Origin of the sequence: Pseudomonas sp. BYT-1 (assembly GCF_023611805.1) — a bacterium.
Taxonomy (GTDB): Bacteria; Pseudomonadota; Gammaproteobacteria; order Pseudomonadales; family Pseudomonadaceae; genus Aquipseudomonas; species Aquipseudomonas guariconensis.
Genome location: NZ_CP072559.1, coordinates 4,858,995 through 4,878,187 on the forward strand (window position 1 = coordinate 4,858,995; position 19,193 = coordinate 4,878,187).

Annotated in this window: 20 protein-coding genes; 10 read left to right on the top strand and 10 right to left on the bottom strand. The window is 64.1% G+C overall.

Translation table 11 applies throughout. The features are described from left to right. Nucleotides 1-60 precede the first annotated feature (60 nt). The 4 genes from J5X93_RS22725 to J5X93_RS22740 form a co-directional block, all read right to left on the bottom strand. A complete protein-coding gene (locus J5X93_RS22725) occupies nucleotides 61-1,071 on the bottom strand; it encodes a zinc-dependent alcohol dehydrogenase family protein (RefSeq protein ID WP_250034009.1) in 1,011 nt (336 codons plus the stop codon). Between the two features lie 65 nt (nucleotides 1,072-1,136). Further along, entirely contained in the window at nucleotides 1,137-1,727 is a 591-nt protein-coding gene (locus J5X93_RS22730; RefSeq protein WP_043210149.1) for an HAD family hydrolase, read from the bottom strand. Beyond that, nucleotides 1,724-2,593 (bottom strand): acyl-CoA thioesterase II, encoded by an 870-nt coding sequence (gene tesB, locus J5X93_RS22735; protein ID WP_043210152.1) that lies wholly within the window; start codon nucleotides 2,591-2,593, stop codon nucleotides 1,724-1,726. The genes J5X93_RS22730 and tesB overlap by 4 nt, the downstream gene beginning before the upstream one ends. 95 nt (nucleotides 2,594-2,688) lie before the next feature. After that, nucleotides 2,689-3,258 carry a GNAT family N-acetyltransferase gene (locus tag J5X93_RS22740; protein ID WP_070576566.1) on the bottom strand — a complete coding sequence of 190 codons (570 nt, stop codon included), beginning with the start codon at nucleotides 3,256-3,258 and terminating at the stop codon, nucleotides 2,689-2,691. Nucleotides 3,259-3,426: 168 nt separating this feature from the next. Here J5X93_RS22740 and pmrG point away from each other — a divergent pair, with 168 nt between their 5' ends. The 3 genes from pmrG (at nucleotide 3,427) to J5X93_RS22755 (ending at nucleotide 6,569) form a co-directional block, all read left to right on the top strand. Continuing rightward, complete coding sequence (pmrG, locus tag J5X93_RS22745) at nucleotides 3,427-4,116, top strand: lipopolysaccharide core heptose(II)-phosphate phosphatase PmrG (RefSeq protein ID WP_250034012.1); 690 nt, start codon at nucleotides 3,427-3,429, stop codon at nucleotides 4,114-4,116. Nucleotides 4,117-4,263: 147 nt separating this feature from the next. Next, entirely contained in the window at nucleotides 4,264-5,178 is a 915-nt protein-coding gene (locus J5X93_RS22750) for a histone deacetylase family protein (protein WP_043210167.1), read from the top strand. Nucleotides 5,179-5,327: 149 nt separating this feature from the next. Beyond that, nucleotides 5,328-6,569, top strand: a complete 1,242-nt coding sequence (locus J5X93_RS22755; protein WP_250034015.1) for a TIGR03862 family flavoprotein — start codon at nucleotides 5,328-5,330, stop codon at nucleotides 6,567-6,569. Between the two features lie 35 nt (nucleotides 6,570-6,604). Here the strand turns inward: J5X93_RS22755 and rhlE1 are convergent, their stop codons facing one another. Beyond that, the gene (gene rhlE1, locus J5X93_RS22760) at nucleotides 6,605-7,936 is read right to left on the bottom strand and encodes an RNA helicase RhlE1 (RefSeq protein WP_197853403.1); all 1,332 of its coding nucleotides are present in this window, start codon (nucleotides 7,934-7,936) and stop codon (nucleotides 6,605-6,607) included. A 93-nt stretch (nucleotides 7,937-8,029) separates the two neighbouring features. Continuing rightward, nucleotides 8,030-8,950, bottom strand: a complete 921-nt coding sequence (yedA, locus tag J5X93_RS22765; RefSeq protein ID WP_102082024.1) for a drug/metabolite exporter YedA — start codon at nucleotides 8,948-8,950, stop codon at nucleotides 8,030-8,032. 155 nt (nucleotides 8,951-9,105) lie between these two features. Here yedA and J5X93_RS22770 point away from each other — a divergent pair, with 155 nt between their 5' ends. Next, entirely contained in the window at nucleotides 9,106-9,564 is a 459-nt protein-coding gene (locus tag J5X93_RS22770) for an Lrp/AsnC family transcriptional regulator (RefSeq protein ID WP_043211229.1), read from the top strand. Between the two features lie 20 nt (nucleotides 9,565-9,584). Here J5X93_RS22770 and J5X93_RS22775 read toward each other — a convergent pair whose 3' ends face one another. Together J5X93_RS22775 and J5X93_RS22780 are read right to left on the bottom strand one after the other, a co-directional pair. Next, a complete protein-coding gene (locus tag J5X93_RS22775) occupies nucleotides 9,585-10,067 on the bottom strand; it encodes an NYN domain-containing protein (RefSeq protein ID WP_177343708.1) in 483 nt (160 codons plus the stop codon). Between the two features lie 108 nt (nucleotides 10,068-10,175). Beyond that, complete coding sequence (locus J5X93_RS22780) at nucleotides 10,176-10,904, bottom strand: DUF2076 domain-containing protein (protein WP_090346780.1); 729 nt, start codon at nucleotides 10,902-10,904, stop codon at nucleotides 10,176-10,178. Nucleotides 10,905-11,060: 156 nt separating this feature from the next. On the opposite strand from J5X93_RS22780, the gene J5X93_RS22785 reads away from it, so the two are divergent. The 4 genes from J5X93_RS22785 (at nucleotide 11,061) to J5X93_RS22800 (ending at nucleotide 14,112) form a co-directional block, all read left to right on the top strand. Further along, nucleotides 11,061-11,717 (top strand): YciC family protein, encoded by a 657-nt coding sequence (locus J5X93_RS22785; RefSeq protein WP_090346781.1) that lies wholly within the window; start codon nucleotides 11,061-11,063, stop codon nucleotides 11,715-11,717. Nucleotides 11,718-11,841: 124 nt separating this feature from the next. Next, on the top strand, nucleotides 11,842-12,336 hold the full coding sequence (locus J5X93_RS22790; RefSeq protein ID WP_102082025.1) for a hypothetical protein: 495 nt from the start codon (nucleotides 11,842-11,844) through the stop codon (nucleotides 12,334-12,336). A gap of 61 nt (nucleotides 12,337-12,397) precedes the next feature. Further along, complete coding sequence (locus J5X93_RS22795) at nucleotides 12,398-13,471, top strand: endonuclease/exonuclease/phosphatase family protein (protein ID WP_250034018.1); 1,074 nt, start codon at nucleotides 12,398-12,400, stop codon at nucleotides 13,469-13,471. A 116-nt stretch (nucleotides 13,472-13,587) separates the two neighbouring features. Continuing rightward, nucleotides 13,588-14,112, top strand: coding sequence for a hypothetical protein (locus J5X93_RS22800; protein WP_250034021.1), 525 nt, complete (start codon nucleotides 13,588-13,590; stop codon nucleotides 14,110-14,112). A gap of 59 nt (nucleotides 14,113-14,171) precedes the next feature. On the opposite strand, the gene hrpB is transcribed toward J5X93_RS22800, so the two are convergent. Further along, nucleotides 14,172-16,700, bottom strand: coding sequence for an ATP-dependent helicase HrpB (hrpB, locus tag J5X93_RS22805; RefSeq protein ID WP_250034024.1), 2,529 nt, complete (start codon nucleotides 16,698-16,700; stop codon nucleotides 14,172-14,174). Between the two features lie 118 nt (nucleotides 16,701-16,818). Here hrpB and pmcY point away from each other — a divergent pair, with 118 nt between their 5' ends. Both pmcY and J5X93_RS22815 read left to right on the top strand, forming a co-directional pair. Continuing rightward, on the top strand, nucleotides 16,819-17,238 hold the full coding sequence (gene pmcY, locus J5X93_RS22810; protein WP_043211235.1) for a periplasmic Zn2+ metallochaperone PmcY: 420 nt from the start codon (nucleotides 16,819-16,821) through the stop codon (nucleotides 17,236-17,238). 21 nt (nucleotides 17,239-17,259) lie between these two features. Beyond that, nucleotides 17,260-18,129, top strand: a complete 870-nt coding sequence (locus J5X93_RS22815) for a cation diffusion facilitator family transporter (protein WP_090346786.1) — start codon at nucleotides 17,260-17,262, stop codon at nucleotides 18,127-18,129. A gap of 23 nt (nucleotides 18,130-18,152) precedes the next feature. Here J5X93_RS22815 and J5X93_RS22820 read toward each other — a convergent pair whose 3' ends face one another. Further along, the gene (locus J5X93_RS22820) at nucleotides 18,153-18,974 is read right to left on the bottom strand and encodes a DUF6515 family protein (protein WP_043211223.1); all 822 of its coding nucleotides are present in this window, start codon (nucleotides 18,972-18,974) and stop codon (nucleotides 18,153-18,155) included. Between the last annotated feature and the right edge of the window lie 219 nt (nucleotides 18,975-19,193).

A 19,193-nucleotide genomic window follows, 5' to 3' on the forward strand; every position in this document is an offset into this window, starting at 1 on the left:
GCGGAAGCTGTGGGAGCGGGTCTACCCGCGAAGGGCCGCACCAGCGGCCCCCTGACCCGCTCAATAGGTCAGGCAGATCTTGCCGAAATGGCGGTTGCTTTCCTGGTAGCGGAAGGCCTCGACGATCTGCTCGAGCTCGAAGTGCTTGTCCACCACAGGACGCAGGCCGTTGGCGTCGATCGCCCGGATCATCGCCTGTTGTTGGGCACGACTGCCCACCAGCACACCTTGCAGGCGGATCTGGCGCACCAGCGCCTGGACCAGCGGCAACTGACCGGCAACGCCGGTGAGGATACCGATCAACGAAACGTGTCCTCCGATACGCGCAGCGATCATCGACTGTTCGAGGGTGGCCGGCCCGCCGACTTCGATCACATGATCGACACCGCGGTTATCCGTGAGCTCACGTACCTTCTGGCCCCATGCAGGGGTACTGCGGTAGTTGATCAGATGATCGGCGCCCAAGGCTTTTAGGCGCTCGAGCTTGGCATCGCTGGAGGAGGTGGCGATCACCGTGGCTCCGGCCAGCTTGGCGAACTGCAAAGCGAAGATCGACACACCACCGGTGCCCAGTACCAGTACGGTGTCGCCCGGCTTGAGGTGGTCATCGCTCATCAGCGCGCGCCAGGCGGTAAGACCGGCGGTGGTCAGGGTGGCCGCCTCGGCGTGGCTGTAGCCTTTGGGCGCCAAGGTGAAGGCGGTGGCGCGGGCCGTCACCTGCTCACGGGCGTAGCCATCGATACCATCGCCGGGCACCGTGGCGAAGCCTTCCACGTTCGCCTGACCATCGAGCCAGTCGGGGAAGAACGTGCTCACCACCGAGTCCCCCACCTGGAACTCGCTGACACCCGGCCCGACCGCGACCACTTCGCCTGCGCCGTCGGCCATTGGGATGCGTCGTTCGCTCGGCCCCCACATGCCGCTGACCACGGCGAAATCATGGTAATTGAGCGAGCTGGCGTGCAGGCGCACGGTGATTTCGCCAGCCTGCGGCGCGCGCGCCTCGCTGGTCCCTACCTGGACGTTGTCGTAACCGCCACCGGGTTGCACATAGATGGCCTTGTTGCTCATCACAAAGTCTCCTTGAGGGATCGAAAAACCAACACTGCAGATTAGACCGGTCTGGACAGGCAGGGTCAGCCGAGCAACGACCTCAGGGCGCGGCAATCGGCGGCATGCCAGTCCGCCAGTTCCGGCCAGGGGTTGTCCGGCAGATTGACCAGGACCGTGCGCGCCCCTGCGGCGCGGCCGCAATCCAGGTCGAAACGATAGTCGCCAACCATCACCAGCGAAGCCGGAGAAACGTCCCAGGCTTGGGCGATCTTCAGCAAGCCGTCGGGGCTAGGCTTGGGCGCGGCTTCGTCACGCCCGAGGATGTGTTCGACAGCAAAGCAGTCGGCCAGGCCGATGGCCTCCAGAGTGACGTGCGCCAGCTCCCGTGCATTGCGGGTCAGGATGGCCAGTTGGCAACCCCGTCCGGCCAGTTCGCGCACCAACTCCACCGCCCCTTCAGCCGGCTTGGAGGCAATCGCCAGGTCGCGCTCGTGCTCAAGCAGCCAGGCATGCTTGGCCGCGGCCTCCTCGGCCGGCAAGGCCGCCAGGTGGGTAAGGATGTCGTGCTCAGGCGGTATGCCCAGCGCCTCGCGAATCGCCGCGAAATCGTGCACCGCCACCGTGAGCGTGCCGTCCATGTCGAACACCCAGTGGCGAATGCTGCCCAGGCTCATGCCCAGTCCTCACGATGGCGGATCAAGCCCTCTTGGGCCGACGACGCCACCAACTGGCCGGCGCGGTTGAAGATGCTGCCGCGGTTGAAGCCACGGGCGTTGCCCGCCCAGGGGCTATCAGTGGCGTACAGCAGCCACTCATCGGCGCGCAGGTTGCCGTGGAACCACAGCGAGTGATCGAGGCTGGCAATCTGCATGTCCTTCTGCCACACCGATTTGCCATGGGGCAGCAGCGAGGTGGTCAGCAGGCCAAAGTCCGAGGCGTAGGCCAACAGGTATTTGTGCAGGGCCGGCATATCCGGCAGCTTGCCGTCGGCACGGAACCAGGCGTATTTGATCGGATCGCCCGGCTTGGGGTTGAACGGATCGCGTTCGGTGACCGGGCGAATCTCGATGGGCTTGGCGCACAGCACCTTGTCGCGAATGCGCTCGGGCAGATGTTCGGCCATGGCGCTCGCCAGCTCGACTTCGCTGGGCAGGTTTTCCGGCCCGACCACATCGGGCATCGGCGCCTGGTGCTCGAAACCACCCTCGTCGTACTGGAACGAAGCGCTGCACGTGAAGATCGGGTGCCCTTTCTGGATCGCCGTCACCCGCCGGGTGCTGAAGCTACCGCCGTCGCGCACGCGATCGACCGAATACACGACCGGCATGCTGGCGTCGCCCGGGCGCAGGAAGTAGCCGTGCAATGAATGCACATGGCGCGCCTCTTCGACGGTCTGGCTGGCCGCCGACAGTGACTGGCCAAGCACCTGTCCACCGTACAACTGACGGAAGCCAAGGTCCTGGCTGCGACCTCGGAACAGGTTTTCTTCGATGGACTCGAGGCTCAGCAGGTCGACCAAGTCGTCCAATACATGGCTCATGGGGGATTCTCCTAGCAAGGCATCACGGCTCTACGGCGCTCTCATGCGGGCAAATGATACAGGGTTTGTCATTCGCACCCTGCATGGCGTGCCATTCAGCCACGCAAGGTCTGTTGCCACCGCGCGCGATCGATGCGGTACAGCACATGAGGGCGCAGGGGGTGGCCGGCGGCCAGGCGGGGATGCTCGAAACTGCCGGCAAGGTCCTGGACCATGCCGATGGCCTGCATGACCTTCTGCGACGGCAGGTTGCCCTCGGTAGTGAACGACACCACTTCATCCAGGTGCAATTGGGCGAAAGCACAACGCAGGCAGGTCCACGCCGCCTCGCTGGCAAAGCCCAGGCCCCAATGACGCCGGGCCAGGCGCCAGCCGATCTCCACGGCAGGGCCAAAAGGGGCGTCGAAATTGACATTGAGCAGCCCCGTCATGCCGATGAAGGCGCCGCTGTCCTTGCGCTCCAAGGCCCATAGGCCAAAACCGTATTCATTGAAATGCCCACGTATCCGCCCGATCAGCGCCGCGGACTCAAGGCGCGTCATCGGTGCCGGAAAATAGCGCATCACCTGCGGGTCGGCGCACAGCGCGGCGAACTCACGCAGATCGTCGTCCTGCCATTGGCGCAACACAAGCCGTGCGCTTTCCAGTTCGAGGATAGGGGTCATCAGGGTGCTCCGAATTCGCGGTCATGCACTGTACAGCGTAGGCGCCAGCGCGCCGTTGGCACTGTGAATGCAATTTTCACACGCACTTCACCGGCCTCCAACAGCCCGCTTCGCACAATGCCGCCATACGCCGCGGCCCACGGCTGCGTCCTGTCATTGGAGTCAAGCATGTACCCGAGCAACACCTTGCAAAACCCCGCCGTACACACGCCCCCCAAACGACGCCGTTACTTACGCAAGGCAATTGCCGCAGCCGCAGGCCTGCTGTTGACGCTGGCCGGCCTGACCACCTGGCTTTCGACGAGGACGCACATCGTGGACCTTGGCAACGAGCAACAGCTGAGCGACAGCGGGCTGCTGCAGGATTGGGCGCAGGGAACGGTGATCGTGATGATTCGCCACGCCGAGCGCTGCGACAGCGCGCCCGGCCCGTGCCTGGACGACCCGACCGGGATCACCGTCGCCGGTAGCCAGGCTGCGATGCGCGTCGGTCAAGGCCTGCAGCAACTGGGCCTGGGTACCGCCGATCAGTACAGCAGCCCCAAGCTGCGAACCCGCCAGACCGCACACTTCATTCTCGGCCAGGCCGTGCCCAGTGAAGACTGGCTGGAAAACTGCGACAGCCAGTTTCCTGCCGAAGCCCTCGCCCGCAAGCGCCCTGGTCATAACTTGGTGCTGGTCACCCACAACGGCTGCATCGATCACTTCCAGCGTCAATTGCATGTACTCGGGGGAGAACGCGAAAGCGGCTATGCCAGCGCCCTGTTCGTCTCGGTGGACAGCAACGGCAAGGCGCGGATCCTTGGGCGCATGAACGAGCCCGACTGGCAGCGGGTGCTGGCCAGCGCCGGCAAGTAGTGCGCGGCGACCCTACGATTGCCGGCGACTGGATACATCGCCTGGACATTGTGCCGGCGGTGTCTGGCTACGCACCGTCTGCCCGCGATGGCGTCCCACTGCGACTGCTGGCAAGATCAATTCTTGGCCCTCACCGCGATTCCTTCCATGCCGTTGCCGCTGATCTACCACGACGACTACAGCCCGGACTTCCCACCCGAGCATCGCTTCCCCATGGATAAGTTCCGCCTGCTGCGCGATCACCTGGTCGACAGCGGCCTGGTCACGGACGAGCAATTGCTGCGCCCGGACATCTGCCCCAACGACATCCTCGCCTTAGCCCATGACCGCAGCTACATCGAGCGCTACATGCAGGGCGAGCTGTCCCGAGAAGACCAGCGACGCCTGGGCCTGCCCTGGAGCGAGGCGCTGGCCCGGCGTACGGTACGGGCCGTGGGCGGCTCGCTGCTGACCGCCGAAATGGCCTTGCGCGATGGCATCGCCTGCCACCTGGCGGGTGGCACCCATCATGCCCACTACGACCACCCGGCAGGGTTTTGCATCTTCAACGACCTGGCGGTGATCAGCCGTTACCTGCTCGAGGCCGGGCGGGTGCATCGGGTGCTGATCTTCGACTGCGACGTGCACCAGGGCGATGGCACCGCACGCATCCTCCACGACACCCCGGAGGCGATCACCGTGTCGCTGCACTGCGAGCAGAACTTCCCAGCGCGCAAGGCCCAGAGCGACTGGGATATCCCCCTGCCCCGCGGGATGGGCGACACGGCGTATCTGAAGGTCGTGGATGACGCGCTCAACTACCTGCTGCCGCTGTACCAGCCCGATCTGGTGCTGTATGACGCCGGCGTGGATGTTCACAAGGACGATGCCCTGGGATACCTGCAACTGACCGACGAAGGGCTGGCCGCCCGGGATGAACGCGTGATGCGTCATTGCCTGGGCCGGGACATTCCAGTGGTCGGCGTGATCGGCGGCGGCTACAGCAAAGACCGCGAAGCCCTGGCCAGGCGCCATGGCATTCTTCATCACAGCGCGGCGCGGGTGCTGGGTTGTGCACAATGACTGTGGAACCGCCTGTGGATAACCTGCGGGAAAGCCTCTGCAGGCCTTTAACCGTCTGACCCACAAGGATATGATCATTTTCTGATCAGTGCTTGGACAGGCCTCGCTGGGGTAGAATGCCGGCTCTTTTCCACAGCCTGCCGCCCACCATGCCCGATCAACATCACGCCTCCCCTCCCCTCGTCGCCGTCATCGGTGGCGGCCCCGCCGGCCTGATGGCGGCCGAGGCATTGGCCAATGCCGGCCTGGCGGTGCAGGTCTTCGATGCCATGCCATCGGTGGGCCGCAAGTTCCTGCTGGCCGGCGTTGGCGGCATGAACATCACCCACTCCGAGCCTTATCCCGCATTCATCTCCCGCTATGCCGAGCGTCAGGACAAAATCGACGCGCTGCTACACGACTTCGATGCCGACGCCCTGCGCCAGTGGATTCACGGCTTGGGCATCGACACCTTTGTCGGCACCTCAGGTCGGGTGTTCCCCCGTGACATGAAAGCTGCACCGCTGCTGCGCGCCTGGCTCAAGCGCCTGCGCGAGCGCGGCGTGGTTATCCACACCCGCCACCGCTGGTTAGGCTGGAACAGCGACGGCACCTTGCGGATCGCTTATCCACAGGGCGAGCTGCAGGTGCAAGCCGATGCCGTGGTGCTGGCCCTGGGTGGCGGCAGTTGGGCGCGCCTGGGCTCCGACGGTACGTGGCAATCGTTGCTGGCTGAGCGGGGTGTGGATATCTCACCGCTGCAACCGAGCAACTGTGGTTTCGAGGTTCAGGGCTGGAGCCAACTGCTCAAGGACAAGTTCGCCGGCGCACCGCTGAAGAATATTGCCCTGAGCGTACCCGGCAGCGCCCCGCGCAAGGGCGAGTTCATCCTCACCGCCCAAGGCGTCGAAGGCAGCCTGGTATATGCCTGGTCAGCGGCGGTGCGCGAGGCCATCAACCGAGATGGCCGGGGCAGGCTGCTGCTCGACCTGCTGCCGGACCGCGCTGTGGATAAAATCGTCCAGGCCCTGGCCAAACCCCGTGGCTCTCGCTCGATGGCCAAGCACCTGCAAGGCCAACTGGGCATCGAGGGGGTCAAGGCAGCATTGCTGCGGGAGCTGACCGATCAAGCGACCTTCGCTGATCCCCAAGCGCTGGCGCGGGCGATCAAGGCCTTGCCGATCGAATTGGTGCGGCCAAGGCCATTGGATGAGGCGATCAGCAGCGCCGGTGGCGTGCGCTTCGAAGCGCTGGACAACGGTTTGATGCTCAAGCAACTGCCGGGGGTTTTCTGCGCAGGGGAGATGCTCGATTGGGAGGCGCCTACCGGCGGATATCTGCTGACGGCCTGTTTTGCCAGCGGATTGCGGGCAGGCAAGGCGGTGGTGGATTGGCTGGCTCGGTGTCGTTGAAACGTTGAGGGGGCCGCTTTACGGCCCCCCAGGCCTCACGGCTTGCGCTTGCGCGGCCCGCTGTTGAAACTCGGCACCTTGCGCACCGGTTTGACCGAAGGCTCCGAGAAACTCGACTCGGCACTGTCCATCCAGCGCCCCAAGCCACGCTTGGCGCTGTTCTCCTTCGGTTTCTTGGGCTTTTTCGGCTTCTTCACGACCTGGCCACTGGCGTCGGTCATCGGCACGCGGTGATCGGGGATGAAGTCCGGTTCTTCGTGTCGCGGCAAGGTCTGGCGAATCAACGCCTCGATGGCCGCCAGCAATTGCACTTCATCGGCGCACACCAGCGAAATCGCCTCGCCCTTGTTTCCTGCACGTCCGGTGCGCCCGATGCGGTGCACATAGTCTTCGGCCACGATCGGCAGATCGAGGTTGACCACCAACGGCAAGTCGTCGATATCCAGGCCACGGGCAGCGACATCGGTTGCCACCAGCACTTGGATCTCACGGGCCTTGAAGGTGTCCAGTGCCCGCTGGCGGGTGGCCTGCGGACGGTCACCATGGATACCGTCGGCATTGACGCCCTCGGCGAGCAACCGCTCCACCAACTGGTCGACACCATTGCGCGTCTTGGCAAACACCAGCACCTGCTTCCAGCGCTGCTTGCGCAGCAGGTGACAGAACAGGTCGGCCTTGCGCTTCTTGTCCACCGGCACCAACCACTGCTTCACGGTGCTGGCCGTGGTATTGCGCGGGCTGACTTCGATGCTCAGCGGATCATTCAAGGCAAGCCCGGCCAGCATGCGGATCTGGTCGGAGAAGGTAGCGGAGAACAGCAACGTCTGGCGTTTGCGTGGCAAGGCGGCATAGACAGCTTGCAGTTCCTCGGCAAAGCCCAGGTCCAGCATGCGATCAGCCTCGTCGAGCACCAGGGTCTGCACCTGGCCGAACTTGACAGCGTTCTGGCGGAACAGATCGAGCAAGCGCCCCGGAGTGGCCACCAGTAGGTCGACGCCACGGCGCAGGCGCATCATCTGCGGATTGAGACTGACGCCGCCGTACACCGCATAGGTGCTCACCGGCAGGTTTTCGGCGTATTCACGGATATTGGCATGGACCTGCTCGGCCAGCTCACGCGTCGGCACCAGCACCAAGGCACGGATCGAGTTGCTGGCGACCTTGGCGCCTTCCAGGGCCAGGCGTTGCAGCACCGGCAAGGCAAAGCCGGCCGTCTTGCCGGTGCCGGTCTGGGCGGCGGCCATCAGGTCGCGGCCGGCCAGCACGGCAGGGATGGCCTGGGCCTGGACGGGGGTTGGGGTGGTGTAGTCCAGGTGCTGCAAAGTGCGCAGCAAGGGTTCGATCAGGCCGAGTTTGGCGAAATTCATGGCAATACCGTCAGGGGGTTCAGCGAAGGCGGCAGTTTACCGCAACCAACGCTGCCCCTGTGGACGCATTGCCGCGCTCACGATACCGCGAGGTTACTTGCACACCTGCTCTCTGAGCGGCGCCGGCGGCTCGGGCGCCTTGCGCCATTGCGGCAAGCCAATCAGCACCACCGCGCCGATGATCACCGCCATGGCCACGCACTCCTCGGCGCCGATGCGCTCGCCTGCAAAGATGATCCCCAGCAGCACCGCCACCGCCGGGTTGACGTAGGCATAGCTGGTGGCCGCGGCCGGCCGCACGTGCTTGAGCAGGTACATGTAGGAACTGAAGGCCAGGATCGAGCCAAAGAACACCAGGTACGCCAGCGCGCCCCAACCGGCTGCGGTCGGCATCTGAGTCAGGCGCTCGCCACTGAGCGCGCTGCCGATCAACAAGGCGGCACCGCCAACGAGCATCTCTGCGGCACTGGCCATCGCACCCTGGGGCAAGGGCAGGGTCTTGCTCCACACCGAACCAAAGGCCCAGGCCGCGGCCGCGAACAGAATCAGCGCCGCGCCCATGGGGCTGGCCTGCAGGTTCGAGCCCATGTTGAGCATGCCGATGCCCACCAGGCCCAGGGCAATGCCCGCCCATTCAAGCCGCGAGTTGCGATGCCCGAACAACAGGCCAAACACCAGGGTGAACAGCGGCACAGTGGCCACCGCCAGGGCGGCGACGCCCGATGCCACACCGGCATGCTCGGCCAACGTCACGCCACCATTGCCGCAACTGAGCAGCAAAAAACCGATCGCCCCGGCCGCCCGCCATTGTGGCCAGGTCGGCGCCGGCACACCCCGCCAACGCAAGAACCCGTACAGCAGGCTGCCCGCAATGACGAAACGTACCCCAGCCATGAGCATCGGCGGCCAGGACTCCACACCGATACGGATGAACAGGTAGGTCGAGCCCCAGACCAAGTACAAGGCCAAAAAGGCACCAATGAGCAACAACGGGAAGCGACGGGAGGCAGGCATGGGAAAACACTCGAAATCCGTTTACGGGTGACTTAGTTTAAGAAGGCGCCACCGCAAATTTAAGTTACAAAACGGCTTTAAATGACCGAAACACTTTGCAATGCATGGTTATGCAGGGGCTTTACCATCGATTGCAAAGCACACTGGAATCATTCATGGACAAGTACGACCGCATGCTCCTTGCTGCCTTGCTGGAAAACGGCCGGGCCACCTACGCGCAACTGGCGCGCCAAGTGAACCTTTCAGCACCCGCCGTAGCCGAGCGAGTCGCCAAGCTGGAAGCCAGTGGGGTGATCACCGGCTATGCCGCCAAGGTGGATCTGGAGAAAATCGGCCTGCCGATCCAATGCGTGATCGAACTGCGCTTGGCCAGCCACGGCACCCAACAGGCATACGATGCGCTGACCCGCATCCCGCAGCTCACCGAATGCCATCGCGTCACCGGTGACCCCTGCGTGATCATGCAAGCGGCGGTAGCGTCGATGAACGAGCTGGAGGCGCTAATCAACCAGGTATCGCAGCTGGGGTTCACCAAGACATCGATCATCCTGTCCAGTGCAGTCGAGCGGCGAGTGCCGCTCGACCATCTGGAGGGCAACGGCAGGAAGCCCTGAGGCGTTCCAGCCTGTCTGCCTCAATGGCGCAACAGCAGGCGCCCCTCGATCGGTACATATCGGCTGGCCGCCCGGATCAGCGACAACGCGGTAAGCCCAGGCACCCCATAGACCACCGTCTCGACACCATGACGTTGGCTGGCCCGTTCCATCAGCAGATCGAAGTCGCCATCGCCGGAGGCCAGCACCACCTGGTCGACACGGCTGGCGGCATCGATCACATCGAGTGTGATGCCCACGTCCCAGTCGCCCTTTGCCGAACCGTCGCTGCGCTGGATGAAGGGCTTGAGGCGTACCTCGAAGCCGAGGTTGCGCAGGATCTGCTGGAACTGTTGCTGCTTGCTGTCGCCGCGGTCGATGGCATAGGCCACCGCCTCGACGATTTGCCCCTGGCTGCTGACATCAGCCCACAGCGCGGCGTAGTTGAAATGACAGCCATGCACCTGGCGCACGGTGTAGTAGAGGTTCTGCACATCGGCGAACAGCGCGATCTTCTTCACCATGACCTCTCTGGCAGTTGCGCGGGTAACGAAGACTGCCCATGGGATCGGCCTCGTTTCGCGAAAGGGGCGCCGTGTGCGCCCCCAAGTGCAGCCAGTATGCCAGAGGCCTCAGATGAAGGTGTCGTCGTCGGAGAAGAAGCCACCGCCATCGCTACCGTAGTCGCTGTCCATGAAGCCGCCCTGATCGTAGCCATTGTCGGCCACCTGCTGCTGGCTATGCTGGTCGTTCCAGCCGCTGCTGTCGCTGGCCGGGGCTGGCTCCTCCTTGATTACCTCGACCACCTCCTCAGGCTGGGAATGATGGTTGAACAGGCTGCTGATACCTTGCGCCAGCAACACGCCACCGGCCACGCCCGCGGCGGTCTGCATGGCGCCGCCAAGGAAACTGCTGGCCCCACTGCGGGCTGGTGCGGCATTGATACCCGGCTGCGCTTGTGGCTGGGCGAAGCCCTGGGCCGAGGGTTCACGCCAACCGCCGGCAGGAGCCGCCGGTGCGGCCTGACGCTGTGGCTGCGGCGCGGGTATAGGTTCACGGGAGCCGGAGCCAAACAAGCTCGAGAGAAAGCCGCCGCCCGTACTGCCGCTTCGGCTGGCCTCGGCTTGCGCCTTGGCTTGCTTGAGTTCGGCCTCTAGCTGTTTGTTCTGCTCATCCAGACGCTTGATCGCCGCCTCCTGGACCAGGATCGCCTGGGCCATGTAATAGGCCGCTGCCGGCTGCTGTCGCAGGTGCTCCTCGATACGCGCCTGGGCCTGGGGATCACGGGCCTGGCCTGCGTCCTCGGCTTGCTTGATGCGACTGAACAGGCCGTCGATCAGGGTTTGTTCTTCAGTGTTCATGGAGCTACCTCGTGCGCTGGGCAATACATCGGATAGCGTCAAAGATGGGGCTCGCCGGCCGGGGATTCAATCGACAAAACAGTGAAACTTTTTTCAGCCAGGGGTGGACTGGGCTAAAGTTACGCCCTGCTTTTTCTGCCATGCGATGTTGACCCGATGAATCCGCTGAGCGTTCTGCGCGACTCCTTGTATTTCTTCCGCCGCCACCTGGTGAGCATTCTTCAACTGTGCCTGCCGCTGGTGATCCTCGAGGCCTTGTGTACCCAACTGCTGTATCGCCAGTTGGGCGACCAGGCTTCGGCGGGCTACGGCATGCTGGTCAGCCTGCTGTTCTACCCGCTGTACAGCGCCGCATTGATCCTCTACATGGATACCCGCAGCAACGGCCAGGACATCGCCAAGCGCAACCTGTTCGCCCGCGCCGTGCAGTTGTGGCCATCGCTGGCGCTGCTGATCCTAATCAGCTCGCTGCTGATCATGGCGGGCCTTGCGCTGTTCATCTTCCCGGGCGTGTGGATCATGATCAATCTGGTATTCGCCGAATACCTGCTGGTCTTGCGTGGCCTGCCAGTGGTTCAGGCCATGCGCGAAAGCGCCAGGATGACCACCGGGCATTTCATGCGCATCTTGGTCTGTGTCGTTGCAGTTCTGGCACCGCTGTGGCTGCTCGACGGCTTGCTGCTGATGGCCTTCCCCGAGCCGCAGCCGGGCGTGCAACTGGCACTGGATAGCCTCAGCGGTTTCCTGCAACTGTTCAGCAGCGTGGTGCTGTACCGCCTGTTCATGCTGCTGGAGAATGACGCGCTCGCCTGAGGCCTCAACGAGTGAGTCCTCTCAGGGAACGACTTCGATCTGCTGCTCAATCAGCGGACCTCTAGAGTGACCCAGCCCCTGTCGATGGACAGGGGTTGGCAATCCACACTCAGAGGATGAACGCATGAGCGACAACACTGCTATACCGAGCTGGGCGGACGAACGCTCCTTCTCGGCCCATCTCTTCGCGCTCGATGGCGTCCAGAAGATCCCCGTCAGCCATCTCTCCCGGTTCTATGCCCCGCTAGGCAGCACCGGCGCCCTTCAACAGGGGACGACAGACGACGGCTGGCTCAGGTTGAACCCCGCGCAGACAGCCATGACGCTGCGTTTCCACTATCACTCCCAGACCCTGAACCGGTTGAATTTCATGCTTTCGCTCGACAGCGACCGGAACCGAAAACTGGGTATCAGCCGCAACGGTTACCTGGGCCTCTACACGTATTCGAACATCGACGACTTCTGGAAGGTCGAACCTCTGGCCTGGAGCGAAAACACCCTTCACTGTCGCATTCGTGACCATCAGGGCCAGCAAGTGAAAGTGCTGGCAAGCTCGCCTCACCACCTGACGGTCAACAAAGGGAACATCCTCGAGTTCTTGGTCGTACGAACGTCGTAAGCTGGCCGACCGACGAACGGCTCGGTTATGCTGGCGCGACCTGCACCGACAAGCCGAGCCGATGATCCGACTACTGCGCAACGTCTTGCTCTCCCTGCTCTTGCTGTTGCCCCTGCTCTGGCTGTTCGCCGACTACCTGGGCTGGCAACCTTCCCCCCGCGAACCGCTGCCGATCGCCTGCCAAGGCAGCCCCCGGTCGCTGCAACCTGGCCAGCCCCTGAAGGTCATGACCTGGAACGTGCAATACCTGGCCGGCAAGCGCTACGTGTTCTGGTACGACCAAGGGCAGGGCAGCGACACCCGCCCCAGCGCAGAAGACCTCGCCTTCAATCTCGACGAAGTCACCCGCGTGATCCGTGCCGAAACGCCGGATGTCATCCTGTTGCAGGAGCTGGACAACAACGCCAAGGCCACCGGCTACCAGGACCAGTTGGCGCTGCTGCGTGAACGCTTGGCCGACCTCTACCCCTGCACCGTCCAGACCTACGAGTGGAAAGCCGATTTCGTGCCTGACCGGCATATCTTCGGCAGTGTTGGCCGCACCCTGGCCACCCTCAGCCGCTACCCGATCGAAAAGGCCGAGCGCCTGCAATTGCCCAACGCGGCGAGCAATGCCCTGACCCGCCTGCAACGCCCCCAGCCGGCACTGCTGGTCAGCTACCTGCCGCTGGCTGACGGGGGACGCCTGGCGGTGCTCAACACCCGGCTCTCGCCCTACCAGCCCGGCAGCGACTTGCAACGCCGACAGGTAGAGCATCTGGCCAAGGTGCTTGATCGCCTGGAAAGCCAAGGCACGCCCTGGCTGATCGGCGGCGACCTCAACCTACTGCCCCTGGGGCAGTACCGTCGCCTGCCGCCGGCACACCGCGGCAACTACCCGGCCGACAGCGACCTGCACCTGTTGTGGGACAAGTACCCGATGATTCCTAGCAACGCCGAAGCCAGCGGTGCCGAGCGCGCCGCCTGGCTCACCCACTACCCCAACGACCCGGCAGTCAACGGTCCTGACCGCACCCTCGACTATGTACTTCACAGCCCTCGCCTTCAGCGCATCCAGGCCCAGGTACTGCGACAGGACACGCTGCAGATCTCAAACCATCTGCCGCTCATGGCCATCCTGAAAGTGCCTCATTGAGGCAGGGTGAGCGTGAAAGCACGGAAAGACCTCCTGCTTAGTCCCAGATCGACGCCTGGGTAGTGTTCTGTTCGTGGGCCACGAGCCCTTGATCAACAGAACCGCAGAGTATTTTCATGAGCAACGACTTCACTAACTGGATCGCAGCAGCTGGATCTTTCGACGCCCACATACATTGCTATGGGGTAACAAAATACTGGGACGGTCTTTCCAACGACTGGAAGGAGTTTCAGTTTTTTGGGGACGGGGCGCCTTCACTCCCACCCTCCCCTGTGCGCCTGAGCAAAGTCCCTGATATCAATGAAGGCTGGCTCATTACCGGGGCGGGTGGAACAGCCACGACTTTCAACATTACATTCGACTCGCAAACGACTAATCGCCTGCATGTCCGCATAAAGGGCACTGGCGGTGACAGCAACAGGCAAGTCGAGATCAGCCGCAATGGTTATCTCGGGCTTTACCGGGGTGATTCGAACGTTGATGTGTTGAAACTCGAGCCGCTGGAATGGACTGAGAACACACTGACCTGCCGGATCCGGGATCACCTGGGGCACACCGTGAAAATCGCATACGAATGGCAGGTCTACCTGAACGTGCAAGCCGGGGAGGACGCAACATTCATCATCACCCGGCAACAATGACTGCCGGATGACTGCCCACCCGGCTCTATCGTGTCAACACGCAGCGCCTCTAGACCTCATCAGGTCCCTCTGGGCTTGGCCCTCGCCGTGGCTTCGGCGACGAGCGGGTCGTCGGGCCAATAATGCTTGGGATAGCGACCTTTGAGGTCCTTCTTCACCTCGGCATAGGTGGTACGCCAGAAGTTGGCCAAATCCTGGGTCACCTGGACCGGGCGGCGCGCCGGGGACAGCAGGTGCAGTTTGACCTGCTGACGGCCTTGGGCGATGCGCGGCGTATCGGCCAGGCCGAACAACTCCTGCAGGCGCACGGCCAGAATCGGCGGGTTCTCGCTGTAGTCCAGGCGAATGCTCGAGCCGGATGGCACGGTCAGGTGCGCAGGGGCCAGCTCCTCCAGGCGCTGCGGAAGCGGCCAGGGCAACAGGTTGCGCAGGATCGACGGCAGGTCCAGCTGGGCGAAGTGGCTGAGGCGAGACACCTTGCCCAAATACGGCTGCAGCCAGCTTTCCAGGCTGGCAAGCAGGGCTTCGTCACTCAAATCGGGCCACTCGCTGTGGCCGTCCTTGTTGATGTCCAACTGACGCAACAGCGCGACCCGCGCCTGCCATTGACGCAGTTCAGGTGTCCAGTTCAGCAGGTTCAAACCCTTGCGTCGCACCAGGCCCAGCAGCGCCTTGGCGCGGGCCTCGTCATCCAACCCTGGCAAGGGTTCGCGACTGAGCACAAGCTCGCCGACCTTGCGTTGGCGCTCGGCGCGCAGCACCTGCTCGCGTTCGTCCCAGTCCAGGACATCGAGTGTCTCCACCTGCTCGGCCAGCACCCCCTCGAACAGGCCCGGATCGAACTCAGCTGCCAGGTAGATGCGCTCCTCGCGCTGCCCTTGACGGCTGCCCAAGTCCGCGATGACCAGCCAGGGACACTTCATCAGCGCATCCACCTCGGCGAACAGCGCCGCGCGTCCATTGGCCAATCGGTACTCGGCGCTACCCTCGCGCCGCTGCTGGGCCACCCGGTCGGGATAGGCCAGCGCCAGCAATGCCCCCAACCAGCGGGGGTGATCGACATCGACGACAGCAGCGCCCCGCATGCCGCGCAGCAGGCCCCGGTACTGGCGCGCCAATTGCCGGGCGCGCTGCACGCCCCCCTGACCACCACGGGTCGCTTTAGTCTCGCCGCTGAGCAGGGCCAACCGGCTGTGCAGGTCGGCGCCTGCCCCGCGCAGGATGTCGCGCTCACCGAGCAGCGCGGCCACATCGCAGGCCATGTCGGCCAGGCCCAGTGCCTGGCCACGCAATAACAGATGGGCAATGCGCGGGTGCGCAGGTAGTTCAGCCATGGCCTGGCCGTGTTCGCTCAGGCTCTCGCGACTGCCCGGCTTGAACGCCCCCAACCGGGCGAGCAGGTCGCAGGCCTGGGCGTGGGCAGCGCTCGGAGGTGGATCCAGCCAACGCAACTGATCGGGCCAGACACCCCAGCGCGCCAGTTGCAGGGCCAGACCGGCCAGATCGGCCTGGAGGATCTCGGCGCTACCGTGGGCCGGCAACTGATCGTGCTGAGCCTCGGACCACAGCCGGTAGCACACCCCAGGCTCCAGACGCCCTGCTCGACCGGCGCGCTGGGTAGCGCTGGCGCGAGAAATGCGCTGGGTCTCCAGACGCGTCATGCCGCTGCCGGGGTCGAACCGAGGAACACGCGCCAGACCGGCGTCAATGACCACGCGTACACCGTCGATGGTGAGACTGGTCTCGGCGATGTTGGTGGCCAGCACCACCTTGCGCAGGCCCTTGGGCGCAGGCTCGATGGCGGCGCGCTGAGCATTGAGCTCGAGTTCGCCATGCAATGGGCACAGCAGCACATCCGAGCGTTCGCCCAATGCCTCTTGCAGCGACTGATGGACCCGCCGAATCTCGGCCTGCCCCGGCAGAAACACCAGCAGGCTGCCGGGCTGTTCGGCCAGCGCCTGGAGCACGCAATCGACCACCCGCGGCTCGACGAACTCGCCTGGCTGATACGGCCTGCTCCAACGAATATCCACAGGGTGCATGCGCCCCTCGCTGCTCACTACCGGGGCATCGTCGAGCAGGCGCGACAGCCGCTCACCTTCCAGGGTGGCGGACATCAGTAGAATCTTCAGCGGCGGCTCGTCGCGCAGCAGTTCCCGGCCATTGAGGCTCAACGCCAAGGCCAGGTCGGCGTCCAGGCTGCGCTCGTGGAACTCGTCGAAGATCAGCAGACCCACCCCCTCCAGCGCAGGGTCGGCCTGCAGGCGACGGGTAAGAATGCCTTCAGTGACGACCTCGATGCGGGTATCGGGCCCGACCTTGCTGTCCAGGCGGATGCGGTAGCCGACAGTCTCCCCGACCTTTTCGCCCAGCTCGCTGGCCAGGCGCTCGGCCGCCGCCCGGGCCGCCAGACGGCGGGGTTCGAGCATCAGGATGGTCTGCCCGGCCAGCCAGGGCTCATCGAGCAGGGCCAAGGGTACCCGGGTGGTCTTGCCGGCGCCGGGCGGGGCTTCGAGTACGGCCTCATCGCGCTCGCTCAGGGCTTGACGCAGAGCGGGCAGTACGGCATCGATTGGTAATGAAATCATGGTGGTCCTCGAACAATCGTCCGAGTATAACGGCGAACCGAGCCTGCCTTATCATGGTCTTAAACATCAGGACCAGGCGACCGGCCTGGTCCTCGTTGGTCACTTTGCGGAGATCCCAATGCGCATCCCTACCCGCGTCATCGGTGGCGCGCTCATCGTCACCCTGCTCACCCAACTGACCGCTTGCGGCACGCTGTTCTACCCCGACCGGCGCGGCCAGATCGAAGGTAAGATCGACCCCGTGATCGCCGCGCTCGACGCTGTGGGTCTTCTGTTCTATGTCATCCCCGGCCTGATCGCCTTCGGCGTCGACTTCGCCAGCGGGGCCATCTATTACCCGCCCGGCGTCACCGCCCACATCGACCCGGTCAAGCTCAAACCAGCCATCAATGCCGATGGCCAGGTCGACAAGGCCAAGCTGCAAGCTATCCTCGAAAGCGAACTGGGCCAACGCCTGCCGCTGAACGACCCTCGGCTGATCCAGCACCGGGGCAGCGTCGAGCAGTTGGCCGCCTATGGCCTGGTACCGGCCGCCTGATCCAGGGAACGCACCTGCGGCATGACTTCGAGCGCCGAACACCAACGCCTGCTACGCCTGGCCACGCGCGCGTCCCTGGCCGTGGCCACGATCCTCGTCGTGAGCAAGGCGGTCGCCTGGTGGCTGAGTGATTCAGTCAGTCTGCTGGCCGGCCTGACCGACTCGGCCCTCGACGCCGTCGCCTCCTTCCTCAACTTACTGGCCGTGCACTATGCCCTGCGCCCGGCCGACGACGATCACCGCTTCGGCCATGGCAAGGCCGAGGCGCTGGCCGGCATGGCCCAGGCGCTGTTCATAGGCGTCAGTGCGGTGCTGATCGGCGTACAGGCGGTCGATCGCCTGCAATCGCCGCAACCGCTGGGCGATACCGCTGCCGGCATCGCAGTGATGCTGCTGTCGCTTGTCCTGACCCTGGCCTTGCTCACGTTCCAGCGCAAGGTCATCCGCGCCACCGGCTCCACCGCGGTGCGCGCCGACTCGCTGCACTACCGCTCCGATCTGCTGCTCAATGGCAGCATCCTGCTCGCCCTGATGCTGGCGCGCTTTGGCTGGCCACAACTGGATGCCTTGTTCGGTCTGGGGATCGCCCTATATATCCTCTGGAGCGCCGTGCAGATCGCCCGCGAGAGCACGGCGATCCTGATGGACCAGGAACTGCCGGCCGATATCGGCGAGCGCATGCTCGAACTGGTCTGCGCCATCCCCGGCGTCAAAGGCGCCCACGACCTGCGCACCCGAGTATCGGGCAACCGCTGGTTCGTCCAACTTCACTTGGAGCTTCCCGGCGAGCTGAAACTGCATGACGCCCACGAATTGTGCGTGCAGGCATCAGCTGCCATCCGCCAGCGTTACCCGCGAGCGGACGTGATGGTGCATGCCGATCCGGTGTAACCCGTCGATCAGGTCCGCAGCCTTCAATTCACGCTGTAGTCCCGGGCACTGAGGCAATCGGCCAGTACCCGATGGTAGGCATCGGCCACATGGGCCGGTGGCGCGACGGCCGCCGCGGCCGGATCGAAACCGGACTGCTGCACGGCCTGGCGATGACACTCATAACGGTCCTGGTTCTGCTGCCGAGGCGTTTGCCCGGACAACGGATGGGCGATCACGTCATATCCAGTACTCAACTGCGGCCCCGGCGCGGGCAGGATGTTGGGGGGATTGACCACCACATATTCCTGGCTGTCGCTCAGGTATTGGTAATAGGTGTTCGAGACCTGGAAGAACAACGTGCCATCGAACCAGACCTCCTGGGCGTAGACCGGCAGGTAGCCGACCCGCACGCCATAGGGTGGCCTTACCAGCACATACGCGCCGCCTTGCGGGCGATACCAGTAGCCGCTGGAATAGTAGTAGTCCTGCCCCTGATGGGGCACCTTCCAATAACGGTCCGGGAAGTGGTCGATCCTGTGTCCGGGATGGTACTGCGGGCCAGGCCCCCAGCCATCGCCATGGCCGTCGGGACGCCCGGGCCAGTCTCCACCTGGACGCTGCCCAGGCCCACCCGCTTCCCAGTGATAGCCGCCATTGCGCCGGGGGATGTCCTGGTAATACCCCTGGCGCGGCGGCTGGGTCTGGCGCACCTCGTCACGCGAATTGAGTGGCGAGCGGCCCATGGTCGCGCCGTTGGGGTCCTGCGCGCCCTGCCCCTCGCCTGCCCCTTGGGCCCATGCGCCCAGGCTGATGCCCAGGCCCAGCAAACCAACACCTGCCCATTGCCGGATGCGCGACCTCATGTTGCCCTCTCGATGGTAAGAACTGCATTGGAACTGCATGCAGTCTATCGCGGCGAGGGCAGATGCAAATGATTCCGGGCATGAAAAAAGGGAGGCCATGGCCTCCCTTTGGGAATTGTCGTCCGTGCTCGGCGCTTGTGGCGTCGGCTCACCTCACATCGTCTTCTGGACGGTGCGTAGCCCGGGGGCCTGGCGGATCCTGTTGGATGGCTGGCCGCG

What these genes read in the sequence shown, in the direction of transcription:
- J5X93_RS22725 (WP_250034009.1), bottom strand. Translation starts at nt 1,071, where the DNA reads ATGAGCAACAAGGCCATCTATGTGCAACCCGGTGGCGGTTACGACAAC.
- J5X93_RS22730 (WP_043210149.1), bottom strand. Translation starts at nt 1,727, where the DNA reads ATGAGCCTGGGCAGCATTCGCCACTGGGTGTTCGACATGGACGGCACG.
- tesB (WP_043210152.1), bottom strand. Translation starts at nt 2,593, where the DNA reads ATGAGCCATGTATTGGACGACTTGGTCGACCTGCTGAGCCTCGAGTCC.
- J5X93_RS22740 (WP_070576566.1), bottom strand. Translation starts at nt 3,258, where the DNA reads ATGACCCCTATCCTCGAACTGGAAAGCGCACGGCTTGTGTTGCGCCAA.
- pmrG (WP_250034012.1), top strand. Translation starts at nt 3,427, where the DNA reads ATGTACCCGAGCAACACCTTGCAAAACCCCGCCGTACACACGCCCCCC.
- J5X93_RS22750 (WP_043210167.1), top strand. Translation starts at nt 4,264, where the DNA reads ATGCCGTTGCCGCTGATCTACCACGACGACTACAGCCCGGACTTCCCA.
- J5X93_RS22755 (WP_250034015.1), top strand. Translation starts at nt 5,328, where the DNA reads ATGCCCGATCAACATCACGCCTCCCCTCCCCTCGTCGCCGTCATCGGT.
- rhlE1 (WP_197853403.1), bottom strand. Translation starts at nt 7,936, where the DNA reads ATGAATTTCGCCAAACTCGGCCTGATCGAACCCTTGCTGCGCACTTTG.
- yedA (WP_102082024.1), bottom strand. Translation starts at nt 8,950, where the DNA reads ATGCCTGCCTCCCGTCGCTTCCCGTTGTTGCTCATTGGTGCCTTTTTG.
- J5X93_RS22770 (WP_043211229.1), top strand. Translation starts at nt 9,106, where the DNA reads ATGGACAAGTACGACCGCATGCTCCTTGCTGCCTTGCTGGAAAACGGC.
- J5X93_RS22775 (WP_177343708.1), bottom strand. Translation starts at nt 10,067, where the DNA reads ATGGTGAAGAAGATCGCGCTGTTCGCCGATGTGCAGAACCTCTACTAC.
- J5X93_RS22780 (WP_090346780.1), bottom strand. Translation starts at nt 10,904, where the DNA reads ATGAACACTGAAGAACAAACCCTGATCGACGGCCTGTTCAGTCGCATC.
- J5X93_RS22785 (WP_090346781.1), top strand. Translation starts at nt 11,061, where the DNA reads ATGAATCCGCTGAGCGTTCTGCGCGACTCCTTGTATTTCTTCCGCCGC.
- J5X93_RS22790 (WP_102082025.1), top strand. Translation starts at nt 11,842, where the DNA reads ATGAGCGACAACACTGCTATACCGAGCTGGGCGGACGAACGCTCCTTC.
- J5X93_RS22795 (WP_250034018.1), top strand. Translation starts at nt 12,398, where the DNA reads ATGATCCGACTACTGCGCAACGTCTTGCTCTCCCTGCTCTTGCTGTTG.
- J5X93_RS22800 (WP_250034021.1), top strand. Translation starts at nt 13,588, where the DNA reads ATGAGCAACGACTTCACTAACTGGATCGCAGCAGCTGGATCTTTCGAC.
- hrpB (WP_250034024.1), bottom strand. Translation starts at nt 16,700, where the DNA reads ATGATTTCATTACCAATCGATGCCGTACTGCCCGCTCTGCGTCAAGCC.
- pmcY (WP_043211235.1), top strand. Translation starts at nt 16,819, where the DNA reads ATGCGCATCCCTACCCGCGTCATCGGTGGCGCGCTCATCGTCACCCTG.
- J5X93_RS22815 (WP_090346786.1), top strand. Translation starts at nt 17,260, where the DNA reads ATGACTTCGAGCGCCGAACACCAACGCCTGCTACGCCTGGCCACGCGC.
- J5X93_RS22820 (WP_043211223.1), bottom strand. Translation starts at nt 18,974, where the DNA reads ATGAGGTCGCGCATCCGGCAATGGGCAGGTGTTGGTTTGCTGGGCCTG.